Source organism: Actinopolymorpha sp. B17G11, from assembly GCF_040196095.1.
Lineage (GTDB): Bacteria > Actinomycetota > Actinomycetes > Propionibacteriales > Actinopolymorphaceae > Thermasporomyces.
This window is the reverse complement of the sequence record NZ_JBEFTW010000026.1, coordinates 1-15,861: the sequence shown is the minus strand read 5'-3', so window position 1 is coordinate 15,861 and position 15,861 is coordinate 1. Positions and strand designations below refer to the sequence as shown.

The following is a 15,861-nucleotide window of genomic DNA, read 5'->3' as shown; positions in this document are numbered from 1 at the left end:
ACCCCCGTGACCGGATGACTTCTGTCGGCAGCACATGACTTCTGCCCGACATTGACGGCGCCGAAGACAAAGCAAATGAACGTCTCGAATCTAGATCAGAAGGCGATCGGTTTGGAGCGAATTCCGGCAGCTGGTGAATTCGTCGCCGCAAAGGCCTTTCTGTTTCACTTCTTTCCAAAGTGGAGTATCAGGTCGGCTCCGGCGGGCCGAGGCTCAGTCGCCCGCGTCGCTGCAACACATAAACGGTCACCGCCGCGCCGACCGCGAGGATTCCCAGCATGGCCGGGCTGAGCCACGGCGTCGACCATCGCTGGCCGAGGTCCTCGGCGTAGCCGATGGCGGTGTTGCCGAGGGCTGTGGTGATGCCGGCGGCGGTCGTCGCGAGGCCGATGTAGGTTCCGGTCAGCCCTACGGGGGCGAAGCCGCTCACCAGGTCGAGTGCGTAGGGCTGCGCGACGTCGAGTCCCAACGTCAGCAGCAGTGTCGCCGCCAACACCGGCAGCGCGGCCACCACGACCGCGACCACCGCTGTGCCATCGTCGCCCGACCCGTCCAGTGGCGTCATCGTCGTACTCCATGCCAACGGCACGAACGAGGCCGCGGTGGCGACCAGGCCGCATGTGATCGCCGTACCCGGCGCCAGGCGGCGGCGTAGCCACCTGATCATCCGGAGCTGGGCGGCCAACGTCAGCACGGTGGACACCAGGAACACGCACCCGGCCGCGCCCGCCCACCCGGTGACGCGGGTCGCCTCGAGCGGAAGCAGCAGATAGAACTGGTTGTAGAGCAGGAAGAGCACGGACGTGGCCACCGCGAATCCGGTGAACGCACGGTTGCGCAGACCGTCGCGCACGGATGCGCCGAGTCCCTGCGTGAGTGGCTCGACCGGCCGTGAGGGCAGCGCGAAGCACTGCCAGATCGTGAGAACGCCGAAGATCGCCGCCGCCACGCCCGCCGTCCACCGGAAGTCGACCGCGACCATCACGCTGCCCAGCAGGGGACCGGTCAGCGCCCCGACGGTGCTCGCGATGTTCTGCAGGGCGAAGGCGTCGAGCCGCCGGTCCCCGGCCTCGACCGCGATGTACGCACGAGCCGCCGGGCTGAAGAACGCACCCGCGAGTCCGACCAGCATCGACGCCGCGACGAGTCCGACCACCTGGTCGACGATCGCGAACATTCCGAAGGCCACGCACCGCAGGGCGCAGCCGACGATGATCACCGGGCGGGCGCCGAACCGGTCGGCCGCCGTACCACCGACGAGCGTCAGGCCCTGTTGGCAGAAGACCCGTAGGCCGAGGATGGCACCGACCGCGGCCGCCGCGAGGTGGCGCTCGTCGCGAAGATAGGTGGCGAGGAAGGGGATCAGGACGAAGAACCCGAAGGCGATGCCGAACGTGTTGACCAGCAACACCTGCACCGCCGGGGACAGCGATCGCGCCAGCCGGAAGGTTCTCATCGAGCGACCACGACAGACAAGGCTAACCCGGCCGGTTCGGCCGCCCAAAGCGTCACCCCGACGAACGCGTCACCCCGAGAAGCGTCACCCTGACGAAAGCGTCACCTCGACGAATCGGGGGCGGTAGATCGTCACGTCGTCGTACAGGTCGGCGTTGGGGTCGAGACTGTTGACGTTGTAGGTGACGAGCAGCCGGTCACCGCTGCGGAGATCGGGATGTTCGTGCGCGTTGTAGGTGATGATGTTCGGGTTGCCGTAGGACCCGTCCGCGCCGGTTTCGGGCGTGACGTAGACGGTCGTCGCACGAGTGAAGGGCCCGGTGGGTGAGCACCCGACGTAGGCCACGATGTTCCTGCTGAACAGCTCGGTCGTGTCCTGCGTGATGACCAGGTAGCCGTCCCGGAAGGGTGCGACGCTGTACTCGTTGGCAACACCGGGCATGATCCGGGCCGTGTCGGTCTCGGTGGCCGACCAGCCGGACCCGGTCCAGTAGGACCACGGCCCGGCGGCGACGTCGCCACCCTTGACCCGGGCGAGGTGCATGTACTTCGTGGCGCCGAGATCCTCGACTCCATAGATGTAGGTGTAACCGCCGACCCGCTGCAGCCACGACGCCCACTGCACACCGGCGGCCGATGGCATGGGAACGAGCTCCCGTAGCGTCAACCGGTCGGGGTCGAAGCGGCCGAGCTTGTTCTCCCGCCAGGCGAAGTCCCAGGGTTCCGGGCCGGTTCTGCCGTACTCCAGGAACATCACGTCGAGCGAGTTCGGCGTGACTGTGCCGGCGCCCAGCCAGTTCCAGGTGTCCGGCTCGTCCGGCGGAACCAGGGACTCGGGCGCGTCAGGCGTGCCGCCGCTGACGGTCGTGAGCTCGTCGCCATCCTCCACGACGAAGGAGTTGTTGAGGAACGGAACGGTGGTCGGCCGGCTGAGGTCGTCGTTGACCGGACCCCAGAACGTGTCCGAGAACAGCCACAGGGTGCGACCACTGGTGAGCGGGACCGAGTAGGTGCTGTCCCCGCCGGTCCAGCCGACGCCGCTGTTGCCGTAGTCGGCGAACCGCTGGGTGCGTCCCTCGTCGATCTCGGCCGTCGCCGTCCACTGTTGCCCGGGCAACGCGCAGGAGCGCCCCGCCGCGCCGCCTGCGGTCCGGGCGGTCTCGCCGGTACCAGGGGCACCACCGACGCTTCGCGCGGCGGCACCGGCGGGCGGCACCGCGAGCATGAGCGCGACCGAGGCGCCCAGGACCCCCGCGACCGCCGGCCGGGCCAGAGTGTTGCGTGAACGGAGCCGTCGCTTCGAGCCGTTGCGCCGCATCGCGCACCTCCTGCACGTCGTACAACCCCGTGGAAGGGGTTGCATGGTAGCGCACCGCCTACCTTTCGGGCAGTAGGTCGCGCGCCGGCACCCCCTAGGGGATGCCGACATAGTTCTCCGCGAGACTGCGGGCGTACGCCGGTGACGTCGTGACATAGCGCAGCTGCGAGAGCTGGAGCTTCACCTCGTACGGATCGTGACCGGGGAACCGGTGCAGCATCGAGGTCATCCACCAGGAGAAGTGCTGCGCCCGCCAGACCCGGCGCAGGCAGGTGTCGGAGTAGCTCGCGAGCAGGTCGTCGCGGCCGTCGGCGTACCACGCGGCGAGCGCCTCGCCCAGCACCTTGACATCGGCGAGGGCGAGGTTCATGCCCTTCGCGCCGGTCGGCGGCACGATGTGCACGGCATCACCGGCGAGGAAGAGCCGCCGCCACTGCATCGGTTCGACGACCAGGCTGCGCATCGCGGTGACACCCTTCTCCAGCACCTCGCCCTCGGTGAGCCGCCACCCGTCAGCCATCGCGAGCCGGGCCTGCAACTCTGCCCAGATCCGGTCGTCGGGCCAGGCGGCAACGTTCTCGTCCGGAGGAACCTGCAGATAGAGCCTCGACAGTTCCGGGGTACGCATGCTGACGAGGGCGAAGCCGCGCTCGGAGTGGCAGTAGACCAGCTCATTCGTCGCGGGCGGCGCGGCGGCGAGAATGCCCAACCAGGCAAAGGGATAGGTGCGTTCGTACGTCGTCAGGACGCCCTCTGGCACGGCGGACCGGCTCACGCCGTGGAAGCCGTCGCAGCCGGCGACGACATCACAGCGCAGTTCCACGTCGCGGCCCTCGTGTCGGAAGGCGACGACGGGCTCGTCGACATCGAGACCGTGCAGGCGTACGTCGGAAACCTCGAAGAGGATCGGCTCCCCCGCGGACAGGCGGGCCGCCACGAGGTCCTTCACCACCTCCTGCTGGCCGTAGACGGTGATCGCCCTCCCCGTCAGCTCGGTCATCGGCACCCGGTGCCGCTCCCCCGCGAACTGCAGGTTGACGCCCTCGTGCACCATCCCCTCACGGAGCAGTCGGTCGCCGACGCCGGACTCGACGAGCAGGTCGACGGCACCCTGTTCGAGGACGCCCGCGCGGAGTCGGTGCTCGATGTAGTCGCGGCTGCGGATCTCCAGGACCACCGAGGAGATGCCGCGCAGGTGCAGCAGGTGCGCGAGCATCAGCCCCGCCGGGCCCGCGCCGATGATGCCGACCTGCGTCCGCAACGGTTGCTCCCTTCCCTCGCATGAGGGTGCCCCTCATCCAGTCCGCTTCCGTAGGAGGGTGCCCCTCACCCAATAGGTTCGTAGGAAGGGGCCCTCATCCAACCAGGCGACGTTCGGTACACGCGGCTCAGAACGGGTACGGCGAGATGTCGCCCTGCACCGTGAGCCACTGGGTCTCGGTGAACGCCTCGATGTTCGCCGCCGCACCGCCGAACCGCGCGCCGGTCCCGGACGCCGCCACCCCACCGAACGGCGCGACCGCCTCGTCACTCACCGTCTGGTCGTTGATGTGGACGATGCCGCTGGGGATGCGTTCGGCGAGGGCGATCGCCTTCATGACGTCGCGGCTGAGGATGCCGAGCGAGAGACCGTACTCCGTGTCGCCGGCGAGGGCGACCGCCTCGTCGAGGTCGCCGAACGCCGTCACGGGGGCGACCGGACCGAACACCTCCTGCGCCCAGGCGGGCGTCTCGCGAGTCACGTGGGATAGGACGGTGGGGCGGTAGAACAGTCCTTCGTACGTCCCACCGGCCGCGAGCGTCGCCCCCGCACCGATGCTGGACGTGACCAGGGAGTGGATCTTGTTCCGCTGGCTGGTGTCGATGATCGGTCCGAGCGCCACCTGGTCGACGGCAGGGTTGCCCACCGGGAGATGATTCGCCTTCTGGACAAGGCGTTCGGTGTAGTCGGTCGCGATGCGTTCATGCACGAGATGCCGGCCGGTCGTCATGCAGATCTGCCCCTGGTGCAGGAACGAACCGAACGCACCCGCCGACGCCGCGAGGTCGAGGTCGGCATCATCGAGCACGATGAGTGCGGAGTTGCCGCCGAGCTCCAGGTGGACGCGCTTGAGGTGCCTGCCGGCCACGTCGGCGACCTTGCGTCCGACCGCCGTCGAGCCGGTGAAGCTGACAACCCGCACCCGTGGATCCGTGATCAGCGCCTGGCCGGCGTCGCCGCCGCCAGGGAGTACGTGGAGGACGCCATCGGGCAGGCCCGCCTCCTGGAAGATCCGCGCGATCGTCACCCCACCCGACACGGCGGTACGCGGATCCGGCTTGAGAACGACGGCGTTGCCCAGCGCCAGCGCCGGCGCGACCGACCGGATGCCCAGGATCAGCGGAGCGTTGAACGGCGCGATCACGCCGACGACGCCCGCTGGCAGTCGACGCACCATGCTGAGGCGTGGCTGCTCCGACGGGATGATCTCGCCCAGGGCCCGCGACGGCAGCGTGGACGCTTCGTAGGACTCCTGCGTCGCGATGTGCGTCTCCAACTCCGCCTTGGGCGGGATCGAGCCGGTCTCCCGGATGATCCAACCCTGGATCTCCTCCTTGTGCTGGTCCCAGAGGGCTCCGGCCCGGCGGAGTACCGCGGCCCGCTCCTGGAATCCGGTCGCCGCCCAGGCCCGCTGCGCCTCGGCCGCACGGGCGCACGCCGTGGCGACGTCACCCGCGTCCGCACGGCCGACCTGGCCCAACTCCTCCCCCGTGGCAGGCTCCACGACGGGAGCCGCACCGCCTTCCGCGGTCACCCAGCCGGAGCTGAAGATCCGTCCGGACCAGGTGCTGTCGTCGAGGAGTGTCATGCTCGGCTCCCTCTCGTGGTCGAAGGCGTGGGGTCGAAGGCGTGGGGTCGTAGGCGGCCAGGGGTCGGAGGCGGGTCGATGGTCGTCAGGGGTCGAAGTGTTCCTCCGCGACGACGCGGATGTCGAGGAGCAGGGGATCCTGGCGGCCGGCGAGCGTCGGTACCACTTCGTCGAGCACCGCGGTCAACGTGGCGTGGTCGTCGATCCGCCGGGCCGGACAGCCCAGACCGCCGGCGAGTGCATGGATGTCCACGCCGTCGAAACCCGGCCACGGTGGCCTACCCCCGTGGCGTTCGGCCAACCGGTCCATGATCGCGTAGCCGCCATTGGAGAGGACGACGAACAGCACGCCACATCCGTACCGCACGGCGCTCCACAGGGCCTGGATCCCGTACATCGCCGAGCCGTCGCCGACCACCGCGACCACCGGCCGGCTCGGGTCGCCCATGCGGAGGCCGGCCGCCGCGGGCAGCGCGAAACCGAGGCCACCCATCGCCGCGCTGACGAACCCGCGCGGCGCACGAGCGGGAAGGAGCCGATGCAGGTCGGGGCGGGTCGACGGGGTTTCCTCGACGAGTACGACGTCGGCGGGGAGCCGTTGGGCGAGCGCGGCGAAAACGTGGGCGGCGCGGAGGAGGGGTCGGCCGCCCACGGGTTCGCCGCGGTCCTGGGGTGCTTCGCCGGTGCGGACCGGCGGGGACGCTTCGGCGGCGGGCCCGGAGCGCTGGGTGACGAGAGTCGCGAGGTGGGCGCAGGTGAGGGCCGGGTCGGCGACGACGCCCAGGGCTGCCGCACTGTGGTGGACCTCCGCGGGGTCGTCGCTCACCACGATGATGCTGACGCCGGCCGGAACGAGCGGCCCCGGTTCGTACGGATACTGCCGGAACGCGGGCGCGCCGACGACCACGACCACGTCGTAGGTCTCGAGAACCCTGCGCAGCTTTCCCCGCCCGGCCGGCAGGTGACCCGCGAAGAGCGGGTGGTCCTGCGGAAACCCCGCCCGCGCACCGAAGGACTCCTGCCACACCGGGCAGCCGAGGCGTTCGACCAGGGCGGTCAGCGCCTGCCACGTGGTTGGATCATCGGCCCCCGCGCCGGCGACGATTGCAGGCGTCCGCGCCGCGTCGAGCCGCTTCGCGATCTCCGCCGTGGTCGCGGCATCGGCGGCGCTCGCGCGGCGTACGACCTGGGGTGCAGCCAATCCCAGCCCGGCCGCGGGGTCGATCTCAGCCGACCAGTCGTCCATCGGAACGACGACGAGAGCCGGTCCGCGCCCCGTCGCCGCCTCGTGCCAGGCCCGCCGGATCGCGGCAGGTACGTCCTGCGGGAGCACCGGTTGGTCGGCCCACACCGGATACGCGCCGGCCAACGCGTCCAGCCGCCGGCCGGCCAGGAAGGGCTCCAGCGCCAGATGCCGACGGTCCTGCTGCCCGACGAGAACGACGAGCGGCGCGCGGTTGACCCGCGCGGTCGCGAGCGCGCCTACCGCGTTGCCCAGACCAGCGGTCGTGTGCAGGATCGCCAACGCCGGATGGCCCGTCGCGATCGCGTGCCCGGTCGCCATCCCGACCACGGAACCCTCGTGCAGTGCGAGAACGAACTGAAAGTCGTCCGGCATCCCGGCGAGGAACGGCACCTCCGTCGAACCAGGGTTGGCGAAAGCCGTCCGCAGGCCGCAGTCACGCAGGACGTCGTACGTCGCCTCGCGGACCGTCGCCTCGCGGACCGTCGCCTCGCGGACCGTCGCCTCGCGGACGGTCGTCACGGCTTGCCCCTCTCAACCCGCTCCGCCCACTCGGTCCCTGCCGCCACCGCGGACTCCTCAGCAGACCCAGCTGCGGAGACCGCCGTCCGGTGGCCCTGCTTCGCCCGCTGGATCTGGGTGAAGACATGTGCCCGCAGCTCGCCGAACCGGGTCGACGACCGGGTGGTCAGCTGGTCGCGGGCGTCGGGCAGGTCGACGGGTACGTCGTCCATCACCACGGTCGGCGCGGCGGACAACACGAGCACCCGCTGCCCGAGATAGACCGCCTCGTCGATGTCGTGGGTGACGAACAGGATCGTCACACCGAGCCGCTGCCACAGTGCCCGCACCAGATCCTCCAGGTCGGCGCGGGTCTGCGCGTCGACCGCGGCAAAGGGCTCGTCCATCAACAAGACATGGGGTTCGTACGCCACCGCCCGCGCGAGGGCCACCCGCTGCTGCATGCCACCGGAGAGCTGCCAGGGGTACGCCGAGCCGACGTCGCCCAGCCCCACCGCCTCGAGCGCCTCGACCACGAGTGCGCGTCGGCGTGCCGACGGTAGCTTCTTCTGCTTCAACGGGAGCTCGACATTGGCGGTCACCGACATCCACGGGAACAGGCTTCTGGCGTACTCCTGGAACACCACGGCCATTCCCGGCGGCGGCCCGTCGACGTCCCGGCCATCCAGCACGACGGACCCGGACGTGGGCGCCAGCAGCCCCGCCACGCATTTGAGCAGCGTCGTCTTCCCGGCACCGGACGGCCCGACGACGCACACGAGCGAGCCCTTGGCGACGCCGAAGCTCAGGTCCCGCACGGCCTCGACCGAACGGCCCGGCCCTTCGTACACCTTCGCGAGCGCACGGACCTCCAGCAACGCACCCGCGGTTCGCGGCACCGACCCGGTGGTGGCCGACGTCATCACCTCACCTCCTGCCACGTTCAGCCCCGGCCGCTGTGTCTGTCCGTGGGACGGCCCACGGAACCCAGCGCACTGGCATGCCAGGCGAGGACGCGACGCTCGAAGGCCCGCATCGCCAACGCCAGGCCGAAACCCAACAGACCGAGGAGAAAGATCCCCGTCCACATGTCCGTCACCGCGAACGAACGCTGGAACGAGATCACCGTGAAGCCCAGCCCGTTGTTCGCGGCGAACATCTCACTGATGACCATCAGGATGATCCCCACCGACAGCGCCTGCCGCATGCCGGTGACGATCTGCGGGCTGGCCCCGCGGACCACGAGATGGCGCAGCCTTGCCCAGCCACGGATTCCGTACGAACGGCACGTCTCCGCCAGCACCTCGTCGACCGCGCGGACGCCTTCGACGGTGTTGAGCAGGATCGGCCAGAGACAACCGGAGACGACCACCAGCACCTTCATCGTGTGCCCGAGGCCGGCGAAGAGGATCAGCACCGGCACCAGCACAGGGGGCGGGATCGCGCGCAGGAACTCCAACATCGGTTCGCAGAAAGCCCGCACCCGGCGGTACGAACCAATGACGATCCCCACACCGACGCCGGCGACGAGCGCGACGCCGAAGCCGGCGGCCAGCCGGAGCACGCTCGGCACCACGTCCTGGACGAAACGCTCCCCGAACCAGACGTCGTCGAAGCTCGCCAGGATGCCGGACAGTGGCGGCAGGTAGTAGCTCTCGCTGTCCGCCGACGCCACCCACCACAAGGCGAGGAGGACGACGGGAAGCCCGAAGGTCAGGCCGATCCACCGGGCGGCCCGAACGACGCCGACCCCTGCGTTGCTGCCGTTCATGCGGGCCGCTCCCCTCGGACCGACGTGTGCCAACGGAGTACGCGGCGCTCCAGCAGTCTCGCCGCGAGGTTGACCGCGACGCCGAGAAGGCCGGTGACGAGCACCAGGGCGTACATCGTGTCGACCGCCCCACCTGCCTGCGCCGTGCCGATCCGGTTGCCGAGCCCAGGCGTACCGATGATGAGCTCTGCGGTGATGGTGAGGATCAACGCGACCGCGGCGGCGAGGCGCAGGCCGGTCATCACATAGGGCAGCGCGCTCGGCCACACGACATGACGGATCCGCGCCAACCGCCCCAGCCCGAACGTGCGCGCCGTGTCACGCGCCACCGGATCGACGTCCTGGACGCCGTACAACACCTGCACGAGGATCTGCCACATCGACGCGTAGACGACGAGCAGGAGCGTCGAGCCGAGCCCTGTGCCGAAGACCAACACCGCAAGGGGAATCAGGGCAACGGACGGGATCGGACGAAGGAACTCGATCGTCGACGCCGTGATACTGCGCAGCGCCGGGACCGTGCCGATGACGACGCCCGACCCGATGCCGAGAACGAGCGCCACCAGCAGCCCGACGAACCACCCGCGGACCGTCTCGGCGACGGCGATCCAGAACCCGGGCGTGCCCAGTTGTTCGGCGAGCGCCGCCGCGATCCCACTGAAGGGTGGGAGGTACTCCGGCGCGACCAGGCCGACGCGGGGCACCAGTTCGAGCAGCAGCAGGAACGCGCCGAACCCCAGGATGCCGAGGACGGCGTTCGAACCCGCCAGCCGGCGTGCGGTGGCGCGGCCGCCGCCGGGCCGCGTCACCACCGTCGACGTCATGGCAGGACGTCCCCGACGTCGAACTTCTCCTTGATCAGGCCGTCTTCGTACATCAGGTCGGCGAGGGTCTGCACCGCATCGGCGTTGACGTCCGGCGGCCATGCGGGAAGGACGATCTTGTCCGCCACGGCGGGGTCGATCTCGGTGTAGGTCGACAGGATCTCGCGGGCCTCGTCCGGATGTTCATCGGCGTACGCCAACGACTTCTCGATCGCCGCCGTGAACCGCTTGGTGAGATCGGACTCCTCCGCGATGACCTTCTCGGTCGTGAAATAGCACGCGATCGTCAGGTCGGGCGCGGGATCGGCGAAGTTCGACGCGACGAGTTTCGCACCCTGGTCCATCGCGATCGTGAGGAACGGTTCCACGACCATCGCGGCGTCGACCCGGTGGTTGGCGACGGCCGCCGGCATCTCCGGGAAGGGCAGCTCGCTGAACCGAACGCCGGTCGGATCCCCGCCATCCTTGCGGATCGACGCTCTCGTCGTCGTGTCGCTGATGTTCTGGAGATTGTTGATCGCGACCGTCTTGCCGGCGAGATCCTTGGCAGAGTTGATGGGTGAGTCCTCGGGTACGACGATGCCGCCGAAGTCCTTGCCCACCTCGCCGGTCGACGCGTTGCCGTTGGCGATGGCCTTGAGCGGGATGTTCTGCGACCGCGCGATGATCAGCGACGTCACGTTGCCGAACGCGAAGTCGAAGTCACCGCTCACCACACCGGGCACGGCAGCGGCACCGCCGGTGGTGTTGACGACCTCGAGGTCGATGTTCTGCTCTTCGAAGAATCCCTTGGCCTTGCCGAGGTGCAGGGGCGCGACGTCGACGATCGGGATCGCGCCGACCCGTACCTTGTCGAGACCGCCGGCGGACTTCTCGTCCTTCGTACTCTCCCGCTCACCGCCCCCCGGCGGTCCGGGTGCGTTCTCCGACAGGCTGCCGCAGGCGGCGGAGGCGAACAGCAGGGCGGTGGCGACGGCCGCGGCAGCGACCCGGGCGACCGCACCTGCGTGGACAGTGGTGCTGCTGACGAGACGCCGCATCGATCTCTCCTACGAAGCGGAGGTCCAGACGCTTCTGGACGAGTGTTCGCTGCACGAACGACTGTTCACTATGAGAACGTAGAGACATCCCGCCTCCGCCGTCAATGGCAGCCGCCACATTGCCGACGCGCGAAGCCCGCCGTGGCGCGGGTGCCCCAGCAGTGGGTGAGGACGACACTGGCCGCCGGAGGTGCTCCGAGCGCCACGAGACGTTGACGCGTACAGCCAGGAGCCCGTATGTTCGTGATAAGAACATGCGTCCGCGATGCGAACATCGACCCGACGACGACGGCTCGCTGTCGCGGCGGAGAAGGACTTCCTGGGGGTGGGGCGGTGGCTGAGATCCTCCCGCTCAGCGCGGCCGTCGCGGACCTCGTCCACGACGGCGACATGGTTGCCCTCGAGGGCTTCACCCATCTCATCCCCTTCGCCGCCGCGCACGAGATCATCCGCCAGCGACGCCGCGACCTGACCCTGGTCCGCATGACGCCCGACCTGATCTACGACCAGCTCATCGGCATGGGCTGCGCCAGCCGGCTCGTCTTCAGCTGGGGCGGCAATCCCGGCGTCGGATCGCTGCACCGGTTCCGCGATGCCGTCCAGAACGGCTGGCCGGGTCCCCTCGAGATCGAGGAGCACAGCCATGCCGGCATGGCCAACCGCTATGTCGCGGGTGCGTCGGGGCTGCCGTTCGCGGTGATGCGCGGCTACACGGGCACCGACCTGCTCGAGTACACCGACACGATCAGGCCGATCACCTGTCCGTTCACGGGCGAGGTCCTGACCGCGGTCCCGGCGTTGCGTCCCGACGTCGCGATCGTCCACGCCCAGCGTGCCGACCGGGCGGGCAACGTCTCGATGTGGGGCATCACCGGCGTGCAGAAGGAGGCAGTCCTTGCCGCGGAACGGTCGCTCGTGACCGTCGAGGAGATCGTCGACGAACTCACGCCCGTGCCCGACCAGGTGGTGCTTCCCACGTGGGCGGTCACCGCGGTCGCGGAAGTCCCGGGCGGGGCGCATCCGTCGTACGCCATGGGGTATTCCGTCCGCGACAACGACTTCTACGTCGCGTGGGATCCGATCAGCCGGGACCGGGAAACCTTCCAGCGTTGGATTGCCGACCACGTGCTCGGAGTAGGCGAACCGCACGGCCAATCACGATGACGACCCGGGAGCGAACCGTGGAGCGGCGGTGCGGGAGGGGGCAGCGGTGAGTGAGGCGTACACCTCCGACGAGATGATGACGGTCGCGGCGGCGCGGCGGCTGCGCGACAACACGGCCTGCTTCGTCGGTATCGGCCTGCCGAGCACCGCCGCCAACCTCGCCCGTGCGACGCACGCGCCCGGCCTGGTGCTGATCTACGAGTCCGGGTGCCTCGGGGCAAAGCCCGGCCGGTTGCCGCTGTCCATCGGAGACGGGGTACTCGCGGAGACGGCCGACGCCGTGGTGAGCGTCCCCGAGGTGTTCAACTACTGGCTCCAGCCCGGCCGCGTCCACGTGGGCTTTCTCGGGGCCGCGCAGATCGACCGGTACGCCAACATCAACACGACGATGATCGGCAGCGACTACGCGAACCCGAAGGTCCGCCTGCCCGGAGCCGGCGGCGCGCCGGAGATCGCGGCGTCCTGCCAGGAGGGGGTTGTCGTCGTACGCCAGACCCAGCGGACGTTCGTCCCGCGGCTCGACTTCGTGACCTCCGTGGGCTTCGGCACCGGCCCGGGCGACCGGCAGCGGCTCGGCCTCACCGGCGCGGGACCCCGACTCGTCATCACCGACCTCGGCATCCTCGAACCCGATCCGCAGACCTGCGAACTCACCCTCACCCACCTGCATCCCGGCGTGAGTGTCGACGAGGCCCGCGCGGCGACCGGATGGGACCTCGCCGTCGCGCCGCAGGTCGAACGGACGGAACCGCCGACGGAGCGGGAACTCGCCGTCCTGCGTACCCTCATGGCCACGATGCTCGGCGGCGACGGCACGACACAGCCCAGGCCGACCACGGAGTCCACGCCGACGACGCCGAGCACCCGACCGGCCGAACGGAGTGGTACGCGGTGAGCCGGGACGTCTACATCCTCGATGCGGTCCGTACGCCGATCGGCAGGCACGGCGGCGCCCTGGCCGGCGTACGCCCGGACGACCTGGCCGCCCACGTCGTCGGCGAGGTCGTCCGCAGGAGTCCGCAGCTCGACCCCGCCCGCATCGACGACGTACTCCTCGGGGATGCCAACGGCGCCGGCGAGGACAACCGGAACGTCGCCCGGATGGCCGTCCTGCTCGCCGGCCTACCGACATCCGTCCCCGGCGCGACGCTCAACAGGCTGTGCGGGTCGGGAATGGAGGCGGCGGTCGAGGCGAGCCGCGCGGTGGCGCTCGGCGACGCGTCGCTCGCCATCGCGGGTGGCGTGGAGTCGATGAGCCGGGCGCCGTGGGTGCTGCCGAAGCCGGAACGGGCCTATCCGCGTGGGCACGAGACGCTGGTCTCGACGACGCTCGGTTGGCGCCTCGTCAATCCGGCGATGACGCCTGAGTGGACGGTCTCGCTGGGTGAGGGCGCGGAGATCCTCGCCGAGAAGTACGCCGTCGGCCGCGATGCCCAGGACGCCTTCGCCCTGAGGAGCCACCAGCGGGCGGCTGCCGCGTGGGAGGCCGGGGCGTTCGCCGACGAGGTGACGGTCATGCCCGGCACCGCCCTCGAACGCGACGAGTCCATCCGGGCGGACACCTCGATGGCGGCGCTCGCTGCCCTGAAGCCGGCGTTCAGGCCGGACGGGACCGTCACCGCCGGCAACTCCTCACCCCTCAACGACGGCGCGGCGGCGCTGCTCATCGGCGACGCGGACGGTGCGGCCGCGGCGGGCCGTGAGCCGTTGGCGCGGATCGTCGCGCGCGGTGTCGCCGCCGTCGAGCCGCAGCTCTTCGGTATCGCGCCGGTGCATGCCGCCGAACGGGCGCTGAGCCGCGCCGGCCTGCGTTGGGCCGACCTCGACGTCGTGGAGCTGAACGAGGCGTTCGCGGCCCAGTCGCTCGCCTGCCTCGCCGAATGGCGCGAGCTCGATCCCGAGATCGTCAACCCGCTCGGCGGAGCGATCGCGCTCGGGCATCCACTCGGCTGCTCCGGCGCGCGCATCCTCGGGACACTGGCGTGGCAGCTGCACCGCCGGGGCGGCGGACGCGGCCTGGCCGCGCTCTGCATCGGCGTCGGCCAGGGCCTCGCCGTCATCCTGGAGAGCCCATGATCCCGACGCGCCAGCCCAGGCAGCCCACGTGTCCGCACGGTCGATCCACAGTGACGGGAGCGCGAGGATGACGCACCAGCAGACCGGCCTCGTCCTGCCGAGGTACGAGCCCGCCATCGGGGTCCATCCCCCGCTGGACTCGCCCGGCTACAAGTCGACCGGGTTGCGTTTCCCGCACGCCCCGCTCGTCGTGCTGCCCCAGCGGCTCACCGAGATGACGGGACCGCTGCTCGGCGAGGAACGCATCGGCGAGCTCGACCACGACCTGACCCGCCAGCACCCGGGCGGCGAGGCGCTCGGCCAGCGGATCCTCGTGCACGGCAGGGTCCTGGAAAGCGACGGCCGGCCCGTCCCGAACACCCTGGTCGAGGTGTGGCAGGCCAACGCCGCCGGCCGCTACCGCCACGCTCTCGACACCTGGCCGGCGCCACTCGACCCGCACTTCACCGGCGCGGGTCGGGTGATGACCGACGCCGAGGGACGGTACGAGTTCCTCACCATCAAGCCGGGCGCCTATCCGTGGCGCAACCACCCCAACGCCTGGCGGCCGGCGCACATCCACTTCTCGCTGTTCGGGCGGGCGTTCACGCAGCGGCTGGTGACGCAGATGTACTTCCCGGACGATCCGCTGTTCGACCAGGACCCGATCTTTTTGTCCGTACGCGACGAGGGCGCGCGGCAGCGGATGGTCTCCCGCTACGACCACGACCGTACGACGCCGGAGTGGGCGCTCGCGTTCTCGTTCGACATCGTGCTGCGCGGTCGCGAGGCCACGCCGTTCGAGGAGGAGGAAGAGGATGACGAGTGACGCTGGATCCCTCACCCGGTGGGGGATCACGCCGTCGCAGACGGTCGGTCCGTACCTCTCCCTCGGCCTGCCGTGGTCCGACGGTTCGTACGTCGTCCCCGCCGGGACGCCTGATGCCGTCCGGATCGGCGGCCAGGTCGTCGACGGCGCCGGCGTACCCGTCCCCGACGCGTTGATCGAGACCTGGCAGGCCGACCCGGCCGGACGCTTCGACCACCCCGACGACCCGCGCGGCGCGTGTCCACCCACCGTGCCGGGCTTCCGCGGCTTCGGCCGCAGCCCGACGGACACCGACGGCCGCTGGTGGGTGCTGACGGTCAAGCCGGGGTGCCTGCCGTGCCCGGACGGCGACCTCGAGGCGCCGCACCTCACCGTGTCGGTTCTCGGCCGCGGCATGCTCGATCGACTGGTGACCCGGATCTACTTCCCCGACGAGCAGGAAGCGAACGCCGCCGACCCGGTGCTCGCGGCGTTGCCAGCCGCGGCGCGCGCCACACTGGTCGCCCGGAAGGACGAGGACGGGCTCCGCTTCGACATCAGGCTGCAGGGTGCGAATGAGACCTGCTTCTTCGCGGTCTGACGGACCTGAGGTGCCTGGGTTGTTCGGTCCGCTGTTCGGGGACGCCGAGGTCGACGCGGCGGTGTCCGACACCGCCGTCCTGCAGGCGATGCTCGACGTGGAGAGTGCGCTCGCCCAGGCGGCGGCCGACGCGGAGCTGTTCCCCCGCGAGACGGCGGAGGCGATCTCCGCCGCGTGCGAGCCGCACCGTTTCGACATCGCGCGCCTGGGCGAGGACGCCGAGGGGGCCGGC

Annotated in this window: 14 protein-coding genes and 1 pseudogene; 6 read left to right on the top strand and 9 right to left on the bottom strand. The window is 70.2% G+C overall.

Features of this window, described 5'->3' with window-relative positions; translation table 11 throughout:
• Positions 1 to 187: 187 nt before the first annotated feature.
• The 9 genes from ABN028_RS23615 to ABN028_RS23575 all read right to left on the bottom strand — a co-directional run bounded on the left by ABN028_RS23615 (position 188) and on the right by ABN028_RS23575 (position 11,001).
• A complete protein-coding gene (locus tag ABN028_RS23615) occupies positions 188 to 1,456 on the bottom strand; it encodes an MFS transporter (RefSeq protein ID WP_349330209.1) in 1,269 nt (422 codons plus the stop codon).
• Between the two features lie 84 nt (positions 1,457 to 1,540).
• A complete protein-coding gene (locus ABN028_RS23610) occupies positions 1,541 to 2,773 on the bottom strand; it encodes a DUF5005 domain-containing protein (RefSeq protein ID WP_349698145.1) in 1,233 nt (410 codons plus the stop codon).
• A 94-nt stretch (positions 2,774 to 2,867) separates the two neighbouring features.
• Positions 2,868 to 4,034 (bottom strand): 4-hydroxybenzoate 3-monooxygenase, encoded by a 1,167-nt coding sequence (locus ABN028_RS23605; protein ID WP_349698144.1) that lies wholly within the window; start codon positions 4,032 to 4,034, stop codon positions 2,868 to 2,870.
• Positions 4,035 to 4,161: 127 nt separating this feature from the next.
• A complete protein-coding gene (locus ABN028_RS23600) occupies positions 4,162 to 5,622 on the bottom strand; it encodes a benzaldehyde dehydrogenase (RefSeq protein ID WP_349698143.1) in 1,461 nt (486 codons plus the stop codon).
• Between the two features lie 85 nt (positions 5,623 to 5,707).
• On the bottom strand, positions 5,708 to 7,387 hold the full coding sequence (locus tag ABN028_RS23595; protein ID WP_349698142.1) for a thiamine pyrophosphate-dependent enzyme: 1,680 nt from the start codon (positions 7,385 to 7,387) through the stop codon (positions 5,708 to 5,710).
• Positions 7,384 to 8,289, bottom strand: a complete 906-nt coding sequence (locus tag ABN028_RS23590) for an ABC transporter ATP-binding protein (RefSeq protein WP_349698141.1) — start codon at positions 8,287 to 8,289, stop codon at positions 7,384 to 7,386. The genes ABN028_RS23595 and ABN028_RS23590 overlap by 4 nt, the downstream gene beginning before the upstream one ends.
• Positions 8,290 to 8,309: 20 nt before the next feature.
• Positions 8,310 to 9,137, bottom strand: coding sequence for an ABC transporter permease (locus tag ABN028_RS23585; protein ID WP_349698140.1), 828 nt, complete (start codon positions 9,135 to 9,137; stop codon positions 8,310 to 8,312).
• Positions 9,134 to 9,961, bottom strand: coding sequence for an ABC transporter permease (locus ABN028_RS23580; RefSeq protein WP_349698139.1), 828 nt, complete (start codon positions 9,959 to 9,961; stop codon positions 9,134 to 9,136). Before ABN028_RS23580 ends, ABN028_RS23585 begins: the two co-directional genes overlap by 4 nt.
• Entirely contained in the window at positions 9,958 to 11,001 is a 1,044-nt protein-coding gene (locus ABN028_RS23575; protein WP_349698138.1) for an ABC transporter substrate-binding protein, read from the bottom strand. The genes ABN028_RS23580 and ABN028_RS23575 overlap by 4 nt, the downstream gene beginning before the upstream one ends.
• Before the next feature lie 333 nt (positions 11,002 to 11,334).
• Between ABN028_RS23575 and ABN028_RS23570 the strand changes: the two genes are divergently transcribed.
• The 6 genes and pseudogenes from ABN028_RS23570 to ABN028_RS23545 all read left to right on the top strand — a co-directional run.
• A complete protein-coding gene (locus ABN028_RS23570) occupies positions 11,335 to 12,165 on the top strand; it encodes a CoA transferase subunit A (protein ID WP_349698137.1) in 831 nt (276 codons plus the stop codon).
• Positions 12,166 to 12,193: 28 nt separating this feature from the next.
• Positions 12,194 to 13,060, top strand: a complete 867-nt coding sequence (locus tag ABN028_RS23565; protein WP_502879207.1) for a CoA-transferase subunit beta — start codon at positions 12,194 to 12,196, stop codon at positions 13,058 to 13,060.
• Positions 13,057 to 14,241: a thiolase family protein gene (locus tag ABN028_RS23560; protein WP_349698136.1), complete on the top strand. Its 1,185-nt coding sequence runs from the start codon at positions 13,057 to 13,059 to the stop codon at positions 14,239 to 14,241. The genes ABN028_RS23565 and ABN028_RS23560 overlap by 4 nt, the downstream gene beginning before the upstream one ends.
• Before the next feature lie 67 nt (positions 14,242 to 14,308).
• A complete protein-coding gene (gene pcaH / locus ABN028_RS23555; protein ID WP_349698135.1) occupies positions 14,309 to 15,049 on the top strand; it encodes a protocatechuate 3,4-dioxygenase subunit beta in 741 nt (246 codons plus the stop codon).
• The gene (pcaG, locus tag ABN028_RS23550) at positions 15,039 to 15,629 is read left to right on the top strand and encodes a protocatechuate 3,4-dioxygenase subunit alpha (RefSeq protein WP_349698134.1); all 591 of its coding nucleotides are present in this window, start codon (positions 15,039 to 15,041) and stop codon (positions 15,627 to 15,629) included. Before pcaH ends, pcaG begins: the two co-directional genes overlap by 11 nt.
• A 10-nt stretch (positions 15,630 to 15,639) precedes the next feature.
• Positions 15,640 to 15,861 (top strand): annotated as a pseudogene (locus ABN028_RS23545) (hypothetical protein); the annotation flags it as partial.